General features: G+C 42.7%; 10 protein-coding genes. 7 read left to right on the top strand and 3 right to left on the bottom strand.

Annotated elements, in window-relative coordinates; translation table 11 throughout:
- Window positions 1–309: 309 nt before the first annotated feature.
- Complete coding sequence (locus tag GC098_RS36395) at window positions 310–1,026, top strand: hypothetical protein (protein WP_171649214.1); 717 nt, start codon at window positions 310–312, stop codon at window positions 1,024–1,026.
- Window positions 1,027–1,199: 173 nt separating this feature from the next.
- Here GC098_RS36395 and GC098_RS36390 read toward each other — a convergent pair whose 3' ends face one another.
- The gene (locus GC098_RS36390; protein WP_171649213.1) at window positions 1,200–2,426 is read right to left on the bottom strand and encodes an RNA polymerase sigma factor; all 1,227 of its coding nucleotides are present in this window, start codon (window positions 2,424–2,426) and stop codon (window positions 1,200–1,202) included.
- A gap of 244 nt (window positions 2,427–2,670) precedes the next feature.
- On the opposite strand from GC098_RS36390, the gene GC098_RS36385 reads away from it, so the two are divergent.
- The 4 genes from GC098_RS36385 to GC098_RS36370 all read left to right on the top strand — a co-directional run bounded on the left by GC098_RS36385 (window position 2,671) and on the right by GC098_RS36370 (window position 5,623).
- The gene (locus tag GC098_RS36385) at window positions 2,671–3,261 is read left to right on the top strand and encodes an HAD family hydrolase (RefSeq protein WP_171649212.1); all 591 of its coding nucleotides are present in this window, start codon (window positions 2,671–2,673) and stop codon (window positions 3,259–3,261) included.
- Window positions 3,262–3,386: 125 nt separating this feature from the next.
- Window positions 3,387–3,872: a DinB family protein gene (locus GC098_RS36380; RefSeq protein WP_171649211.1), complete on the top strand. Its 486-nt coding sequence runs from the start codon at window positions 3,387–3,389 to the stop codon at window positions 3,870–3,872.
- Between the two features lie 293 nt (window positions 3,873–4,165).
- Window positions 4,166–5,122 carry a sigma-70 family RNA polymerase sigma factor gene (locus tag GC098_RS36375; protein WP_171649210.1) on the top strand — a complete coding sequence of 319 codons (957 nt, stop codon included), beginning with the start codon at window positions 4,166–4,168 and terminating at the stop codon, window positions 5,120–5,122.
- Between the two features lie 75 nt (window positions 5,123–5,197).
- A complete protein-coding gene (locus tag GC098_RS36370) occupies window positions 5,198–5,623 on the top strand; it encodes an SRPBCC family protein (protein WP_171649209.1) in 426 nt (141 codons plus the stop codon).
- 77 nt (window positions 5,624–5,700) lie between these two features.
- Here GC098_RS36370 and GC098_RS36365 read toward each other — a convergent pair whose 3' ends face one another.
- Window positions 5,701–6,117 carry a VOC family protein gene (locus GC098_RS36365; protein ID WP_007729208.1) on the bottom strand — a complete coding sequence of 139 codons (417 nt, stop codon included), beginning with the start codon at window positions 6,115–6,117 and terminating at the stop codon, window positions 5,701–5,703.
- 444 nt (window positions 6,118–6,561) lie between these two features.
- Here GC098_RS36365 and GC098_RS36360 point away from each other — a divergent pair, with 444 nt between their 5' ends.
- Window positions 6,562–7,386: a penicillin-binding protein 2 gene (locus GC098_RS36360; protein ID WP_171649208.1), complete on the top strand. Its 825-nt coding sequence runs from the start codon at window positions 6,562–6,564 to the stop codon at window positions 7,384–7,386.
- A 322-nt stretch (window positions 7,387–7,708) separates the two neighbouring features.
- Here GC098_RS36360 and GC098_RS36355 read toward each other — a convergent pair whose 3' ends face one another.
- Window positions 7,709–8,314: a hypothetical protein gene (locus tag GC098_RS36355; protein ID WP_171649207.1), complete on the bottom strand. Its 606-nt coding sequence runs from the start codon at window positions 8,312–8,314 to the stop codon at window positions 7,709–7,711.
- 154 nt (window positions 8,315–8,468) lie between these two features.
- Here GC098_RS36355 and GC098_RS36350 point away from each other — a divergent pair, with 154 nt between their 5' ends.
- The gene (locus tag GC098_RS36350) at window positions 8,469–8,810 is read left to right on the top strand and encodes a DUF3139 domain-containing protein (RefSeq protein WP_171649206.1); all 342 of its coding nucleotides are present in this window, start codon (window positions 8,469–8,471) and stop codon (window positions 8,808–8,810) included.
- The last annotated feature ends 308 nt before the right edge of the window (window positions 8,811–9,118 follow it).

The raw sequence follows: 9,118 nt of genomic DNA, 5'->3' as shown, positions 1-9,118 counted from the left end.
TGGTATCATGCCCATACCTCGGCAGGAGATGGCTGGGTGAACAAACAATTTGCCGATCCTATTGATGCCAAGCCGACTGACGTGGACATTCAATTGAACTCCAATGCGCAACTGATGAGTTAGCCGACCTCGGGTACTTGGTATAAGTTCGCGCAAGCGGCGCCACAAATTCTTCACCCGATTTGTTACTGGGATGATGCGTCAGGGAACCGATGGTATCAGATCGATTCTTATGTTGGGTTTGTCTGGTTAAAATTAAATCCATATACCGATCGCATTGTCGGTCAAGGACCCGATCCGGCAGTGGAAATGTCATTCTTTACTCTGTACTACAACAGTGCGAAGATCGACGGTGACGAACTGAAGGTTCAGGACCGTCGAGTGGGATATATGCGCGATAATGCTTGGTATGTATCCATCCCTTTTCTATCCGAAGGCTTCCGTTACGATCAAAGCGAGTCAGGCGGCTTGATCACTTATCAGAGCAGCAGGTTCAGCTATGGCTTCCGCATCCAGCCGGGTTCACAGCAGGCGATAACACTTTGGAACGGCAAAGAGGTTCGGCAGGTGAACTTGACAGCAGCGCCGCAGATCTTGTCTGACGGGGAGCTGTATCTAAACGAAGCCGATGTACGGACCTTGTTCGGTTCGCTCATAGCTAAAGTTGATACTTCCCTTACCTTTACCCTTCAGGCGTACAATGTGACTGCTCTTGTCATCCCTACATCGATCAATTCAGATCAGATGGAGCTCAATGTATCCTTCAGGGACAGTATACAGCAGATCCCGGTCGATGCATCACCTGAGCTACGGCCTAAGCTGACGCTGGAGGAGCTCGGAGCTCCGCCAACAGAGGCCGTCCAGACATTCTCGAAATGGGTTGCACCACTGCAGTGGGACATGGCTCTGTTCCAATACAGTGCCGTCAAGTCGCTGAAGGTTGGGCCGAACCAACTGAGGGCCAGACTTGAAATTGGTGGCAGGATCCTATGGCAGCAGGATTTTGCGGTTCAGCGGACGAAATAGTTTAGATTAGAAGCTAAAGGGATTTTATAGTTTAGCTAGTAGAGTATCTTTTCTTACTTCAAACCGCTTCACCAGGAAGGCAGCCGACCAATGGCTGCCTTTCGTTGATCTAACGGGCAGTCTAACCCCTAAAACCCCGCTTATAACCAGGCTTTTAGGGGTTAGGATTATTTCTATTTGTTTCTTACATACTCTACCCATTGCTCATGCAACTCTAACTCAGAACGTTGAAAAATTCCATTAAAATCACTGGGATTCCTAATAAGTTTGTTTAATGAATCTAAGCCATATTCATCAACAATGAATTCCACAATTAAATAAGAAAACTGAAATCCTTTCATTGTTTCAAAATCCCATGTATCGTTATTTAATTCTTGAAAAGATGGGATTACAAGTTTTTGAATTGCATCCGAAGTTGTCTTTTTAATAAATTCTTGAGTCATTTGTTTGGATTCATATCCTCCGATGCCCTGACGTAACCATTTGGGAGCAAGAGGATTAATGTCACTGACTAACCACATTGTAAACAAGTGTACTGTGGATTTAAGAATAGATTGATACGTATGCTCTGGTCCCGGGTTCAACGGAGATACAATTTTTAGTTTATTTTCCTCAAAAGTGCCCATGAACCAATTAGGGGCGTTTGCTTCTCCAACAGCTTGATGGAAAGTTGGAAGATCTGGATAAATTTCAATGATAATTTTTCTGGATGGATGGTGATTAAATTTTGATGAAATACGTTCAACATTATCCTTAAGTTCATTAAACAAGTCATGATGCACCTTGTTCAGACTTTCATTCGTGTCATTTGTTTCACTTTTACTCACAATTGATATCATATCTTGAATAGACATAATGGTAATGTCACCCCATTCTTTTAATTCTCTTCTTAATTTTTCTAATGATCGGTACAATCGGTTCTTTACCGCACTCTCACGCATTCCAACGATCTTGGAAATTTCCAACAAGGTACAGTCAACAAAAAAACGCAACGAAATAATCTGTTGGTCTAGATCATTTAGTTTTTTTAACGCAGAACGAATATCAATACGAATTTCAACATACTTAGCAAAATCAAGAGAGATAGACTGTGATTCATAAGCTGTAAAATCATATGGAATTTCTTTTTTTCGAGATAAACTTCGAAATTCGTTTTTAACTGTATTCTGGGCAATTTTGAAAATCCAAGTGAATAAACTGGAATTATCCTTGAAAGTATGAATATTTTCTATTGCCTTCAAGAAAACTTGTTGCGTTAAGTCATCCGCAATCATTGGGTTTACATTCAACGAGAGATATTTGCGGATCCTGTTGCGATATTGTTCATAGACGATATCAAATTTTTTCGTGTTTCCCTGTTCATCCGGATAAACAGGGCTCTTGTCATGAGCTCCAGACATTGTAAGAACCTCCTCTTGACCTTACATTTAATTAGACACCGCAACTGAATAAAAAGCCACAAGCAAGTAAAAAAATTCTCTTTTGAAGTGAAATATGATCGATAATATTTCAAAAAGCAGACTGAGCAAGATACTACAATTTCTTCTTCGTATGGCTGAACTAATGGGCAGTAATGTTGCACAAGAGGTGTTTTTACTGCATAAGTCGAATATGTTTGAAACGTGTTGGTGGAGGTTGCTAAATATGGATAATAAAGAAATAATTCTCGATGTTGCAGGCGTACTTGCTACCAATTTATCTCCTCATTTTTGGCAAGAACTTTCGGAAGAGTCGAATACACCTTATGAAATGCTTTTTCATTTTAGAAAGGAAATGCGTGAAGAGTTATGGACTGGAAGGATACCAGAGGAGGGGTTCTGGGACCAGCTGTGCATGAAATTTCCTGCAATTAATATAGACAAGGCAAAGGAAATCCTTATTTCAAATATTCGTCCATTACCAGCTATTGAGAAAGTACAGATATGGAGTAAATACGCAAACATCCATTTATTAAGCAACCATCGCATAGAGTGGATTCAGTCCATTCTAAAACCAATTGAACCCTATGTACGCAGTATAACAATATCCAGCCAAGTAGGTTATTGTAAGCCTAATCCTGAAATATACGCTTTTGTTCATGATCGTTTAAGTCGTCAGGGAGATATATGGTTTGTTGATGACCAGGATAAAAACTTTAATGAAGCAAAATTGCTAGGGTGGAATACCTTATTAGCCGATGAAAATGGGGACTGGGTTCACAAAATTACTTCACTATTGTCATCTCCTGAAGCTTAATTTAAAGCAATGAGCAGGCTAAAACGGACATCAATAGGGGTACCATTATTGAACTATCGGAGAACGTTAGCTCAACATGAACATTAACAGGCCGCCGCATATCAATAAGAAGGAGTGTGGAAAGTATGTTTCATGTAAAAGATATTTTATCCGATCAGTTTTTAGCAAATGCTAATGACCCTAGTTGGTACCTACCATTTTCAGAAGCAGTTGAAAATTTGTCAGAGGAAGTAGCGTTTTGGAAACCTAGTGAAGATAGTAATAGTATCGCTGAAATTGTGCAGCATTTACTTTATTGGAATAAAACTTGGCAAACTAGATACCAGAAATCTCATGTCAATGCTGTGCCTTTCATAGGAAATAATAATAAAAGTTTTATAGTTCCCAAAGATCAAAATTTCACTGACTTAAAAGAACGATTATTAGAGGTGCTTTTAAAATGGCAAGATCTACTTACTGAAGAAAAAGTCGAAAGTGATGTGAATGGTTTCCCAATGGCTGCCAAGTGGTGGGAGATACTCGGAAATGTGTCAACTCATAATGCATATCACATTGGTCAAATCTGTTACATTCGGAAGCTACAAAAGAGCTGGAGAGTAGATGCAAACTAAGAAAAATTACCTAGAATAATTAGTGAAGGAGCTTGCAAGCGGCAGCTCCTCTTTTTGTTCATTCAAGTAACGGGCAGGATAGCTCCAGTATTCAGGTCCTGGCGTGAGGTATTGCGAATTATTTCTAAAGTATAGACAAGGGTTAATTTATTGGTTATTGAATTATTAGTACGATCGTGCTAAATTTTTATCCATGAGTACTAAATCCTGCCTATTTATTGGATTGAGGCTGTCCGCTTCATTGCATATAATGAAGGTACCACCCTTCGGGGAGATCGTTAAGGGAGGCCGCGATGAACGAGACCGCATTTGACGAACCATTATTTGCAAGCTTGAAGCCGGGCTTAACCTCGTTCTGTTACCGAATGCTAGGCTCCATGGACGATGCGGACGATGCCGTTCAGGAGACGAGTATTCGGGTCTGGCAGAGCTGGAGCACGTTCAGACAGGATTCCTCGTTCAAAACTTGGGTCTATCGGATTGCCTCCAACCTGTGCTTGGACAAGCTGAGACAATCCAAACGCCGCGCGCTTCCCGTTGACCTGTTCGAACCGGCCGTCGCCGTCGTCGAGCCGCGCGACACGCTGCCGGACTCTGCCTGGATCTGGCCGTCCCCCGACTTTGGGGGCAATCCGGAGGATCGGCTCGTCCGCAGAGATACCCTTCAACTGTGCTTCATCGCTCTCCTGCAGACCTTGCCTCCGCGGCAGCGCGCGGTACTCATTTTGAAGGATGTATTTGAATGGTCCTCCAAGCAGATCGCGGAAACGTTGGCGATGTCGCCGGCAGCGGTGAACAGCGCCTTGCAAAGAGCCCGAGAGACAATGGACCGGGCGCAGCTTCGCTCGGATGAGCTCAGCAGCATGGACGTTCAACCGGAGCAACAGCTGCTGTCCCGGTATGTGGAGGCCTTCGAGCAATTCGATATTGCTGCGCTCGTCGCGTTGTTCCACGAGGAAGGCTGCATGTCGATGCCGCCCTTCGAGATGTGGATCCGCGGCAAGGAAGATTTGTCCGCCTTCTATTCGCTTACTCGCTGGCATTGCGAAGGTTCGCGATTTGTGCGCATTACGGTGAATGGCGGTTATCCGGCGTTGGCCCAGTATATGCCGGGCAAAGAGGGCTCTGGCCTGGTACCCTGGGGCATCCACGTCATCGAAACCAAAGAAAATCAAATCCTGCACGTTCAAAACTTCATTCATACGCCATTATTTTCGCGATTTGGGCTGCCTGAGCGAATTGACCAATGAATTTCGTCATTGGCTTACGTCTATATCATGAGAATAACCAAACGACGAATATCATGAGAGAGGTGTCTATTTAAAATGGAAACGAGTCAACCGACGAAAGTAACCGTGCAAGCCGTCATTCAAGCCCGTGTCGAGAAGGTATGGCGCTATTGGACCGAGCCGGATCACATCACGAAGTGGAATCAAGCGTCCGAGGACTGGCATGCGCCGAGAGCCGAAAACGATCTGCGGGTCGGCAGCAAGTTTCTGACACGGATGGAAGCGAAGGATGGCAGCATGGGCTTTGATTTTGGCGGCGTCTACGATGTCGTGAATCGGCATGAGGCGATCGGCTACACCATGGAAGACGGAAGAAGAGTGGATATTGCTTTCGTCGATCAAGGGAATGAGACGAAGGTCATTGAAACGTTCGACGCGGAAAGCTCCAATCCCGTCGAGTTCCAGCAAGCAGGCTGGCAAGCGATCATGGACAATTTCAAAGCCTATACCGAACAAAACTAATCATCGAAGAAGACGCCGGGGAAGATGCCCGGCGTCTTTCTTTTTGAACCCTAGTACGAGCGTGCTCTCCGTTAGCCTTAACCTTGTGCCGCATCCATGTTCATGTAGTTAATGGCCCACAGATGGCCGTCCAAGTCCACGAAGCCCCAATGATACATGAACCCATGATCTTCAGGTTCAGCGTGCAATTTCCCGCCCAAGGAGACCGCGGTATTCACGATTTCATCGACCTTTTCCCGGCTCTCGAAGGCCAATGCGATCGTCATCTGCGCATACTTGCTCGTATCGACGGATTCCTTCTCCGTGAGCGTATTAAAGAATGCTTGATTGATCAGCATGACCTGCAGGTTGTCGCCAATCACGATGGCTACCGAATTCTCGTTCTCGGGGAATTGCGGGTTGAGCTCGAATCCGAGTCCGGTGAAGAACGCTTTCGATTGTTCTACGTTTTTTACAGGCAGGTTGAAGCTCGTGAATGCGGACGTTAATGCCATTTTCAAAACACCTCTTCGTCAAATTAGTTTGTGTTCATTTATGCCTTCGTTTATATAGACGACAGCCGATCCGGGAATTCATCGGTCTCATGGATTCGGAAGCGTAAATTTTGAAAAATAACTTGGTATTGAGTTCGGATACCCGCCATTCCCGTAAGGTTGCTTATTCTTATTGTGCAGGGATAAAGATTGAACCTCTCTAAAAAGGAATTTGTCTGAATATATGACAATTAAAGGGTGGGTATCGAGTGACGGAATGAGGAACGGTATGGAAATTAATGATAAAACCGAAGTGCGAAAGAAAAAGTTCGAAACCGTCACCATTTCAGTATTAGGTTAAATGTCTTTTTCATGCTTACATTTCTCCTGTTCTCTTCACTAATCGTACGTTTTGCTTATCTACAGTTCGTCGAGGGTCCGAGTCTCTAGGAACGCCAGACAAGCATGATCACGAAGGGCGTATCCATCCCGCCCATCCACGGCAATATTTACGATTCGGCGGGACAGCAGATCGCATATTCGATCTCAACTCAGTCCCTATACTTTACTTTCAAAACAGGCTTTAAGCAAGAAGCGGCGGAGGCGCTGGCTGCAAAACTCGTGCAGCTGTTTAACGAAAAAGGCGAAGCGAATTCCAAGCCGTTGACGACTGAGGAAGTTATCGAGGCTATGGACATCAAAGGCAGAACGCATCTGCCATTCCAACAACGACGGATCAAATCGGGACTGTCAAAAGAAGAGATCGCCTATCTTAGCGAGCACCGCGACAAGTATCCGGACATGGAGATCGTGGAGGAGCGCATCCGCCAGTACAGTCCCGACCGGGTCGCAGTTCAATTGGTCGGCTATATGAACAAGATGAAGGGAGCCAAGGAGAATCTGGACTTTTACAAAGAAATCAACGCGGATCAATCGGATCCCACGCTTAAGTATTTGGATTCCGAGGAGGTCGGCTACGACGGCATCGAGTTGATGTATCAGAAGGAGATGCGGGGGCTTAACGGTTATAAATCCTATCAAATCGACAGCATGAGCCGGATCGTCGGCGACATGAAGCTGACCAAGCCGGTCAAGGGGCAGAATCTGTATCTAACGATTAATCGCAAGGTGCAGCTCACCGCGCAGCAAGCCATTCTCGATCAGATCGCGACAACCCGGTTAATTACACAGCCTGCCGGCGAGATCCTGCAGGCTGTTCAGCTAACGGTGAACGTTTGTTCAATAAGAAATCAAGACGAGGCTGCCCGCATGAATAGGCAGCCTCGTTAAAATAATGGGCAGATTAGTTGATTTTATTGGATCAAGTGCTTGTCATAAGCCAATGACAAGAATAACAAAAAGACCGTTATTTAGCTTTATGGGGCTGTTAAACGGTCTTATTGTTCAATTATTAACTTCTTGAGGAAGGATACATTGAATAAACGAGAATTATTACTAAGATTTTTCTTTTACAGTTGTATCTTTTGTTGCTTAGGCTTTAATATTCTTAATCTCGTTCTTTCTTATTTAAGAATTAATACCGATGCCAGTAATGCTGAAATTCTATGAAGAAACATAAATGAGTCACTATATCATTGGATAAAAATGTAATTTAAGTTGTAAATTGACCTGACCAAGCAAAATTGGAATTAGTGAAGTTTGATGGATAAACCCACGTCCCCCATGTACTACCGGTTAGCCCCTTACCTGTAACGTCTACTCCGTCTCCATAATAAAACGCTTGCCAAATAAATTTCGAACAATAATTTGGATCTATCGTGCTCAAATAATGAAATGGATTAACTACTGCATATTCAGTAGCATACATATAATTATTTTTAGCCCATTGAGCAGCACCTAACCCAGTTGAATATTTATATTTATATATTTGAAGAGTCTCACCTTGACCATGTCTGCTCATGTAAGTTGAAATACTATCACCAGCACCATTTCCATTGGAATCAATAATCGGGGAGACATGATATATTAAATAATCAGGACCTACTATTCCGACATGTCCTACAATTTGTGAAGATGTACCAAATGTTTTAGTTGAATAGAGGACATCTCCAACCTTCATCTCAATACTCGTTCCAGGATAATTAGGGCCAGGAATTGCAAATGTACCAACATCATCATTTGCTTGAGCGGTGATCGGAATTACTGTGAAAGTTAATAAAACAATAAGAAAAAATTTTAAAAATCCCCTATTAAACATAATTCTTCCTCCTAAATTAGTGCGATTTTTTAGTATTATATCATTCATTACATATATTGGGAATATTATATTATTATAACTTTAATAGATAATAGAAGTAATATATAATTATACTTAATTGCACAAAAATTCATTTTGAATCAGGAGGAAAGCAATGATTAGTAGAAGATGGCTCTGGCCTAGCGTGCTTGTAATAGTAATATTAATAGCAACATTAATATATTCATTTTTTGAAGTGAAGAAAAGTAAACTGGAGAAAGAATTGCTGGAATATCTAGTTAACGAGAAACATTATGAAGTGTCTGAGATATCCGATATAAAGGCATATTTGGGGAAGGTGCCTCAAATGGGAGTATATGTACTTTTTAAAGACGAACCTGGTGTGTACTACACTTACACTGATAGGGGAGTTGGTCAATGGATTCAGATTGGACCTAGTGAAGCGGATATAAGAAGAGGCTTAAAATTTAATCATCTCGAAGAAGGACGTAAATAGTTGTTTAGGATCTGCTTCGAGGCAGATCCTATTTTGTGTAATTGAAGTAACGGGCAGTTATCTAGAGCCGAATGAGATTAATCAAGCAGTCCTGATGCCCACCAAAACTGAGTCATGATCATAAAGCTTCGGCATTTCGCGCCGAGGCTTTTTAACATGTAATCAAGGAGCCAAATGGCATAAAATCAAAAGTTGAAACACATATGTGGAGTTTAAAAATGTTGTTGACAGGACACTAAATGGTGTCATATAATTAAATAGACACTAAATGGTGTCCAATTGGAAGCTAGTCATTTGGAAAGTTTGAA

It is taken from the genome of Paenibacillus phytorum (assembly GCF_013141715.1).
Lineage (GTDB): Bacteria > Bacillota > Bacilli > Paenibacillales > NBRC-103111 > Paenibacillus_E > Paenibacillus_E phytorum.
The sequence above is the reverse complement of the archived record's forward strand: the minus strand, read 5'-3'. Positions and strand labels throughout refer to the sequence as shown.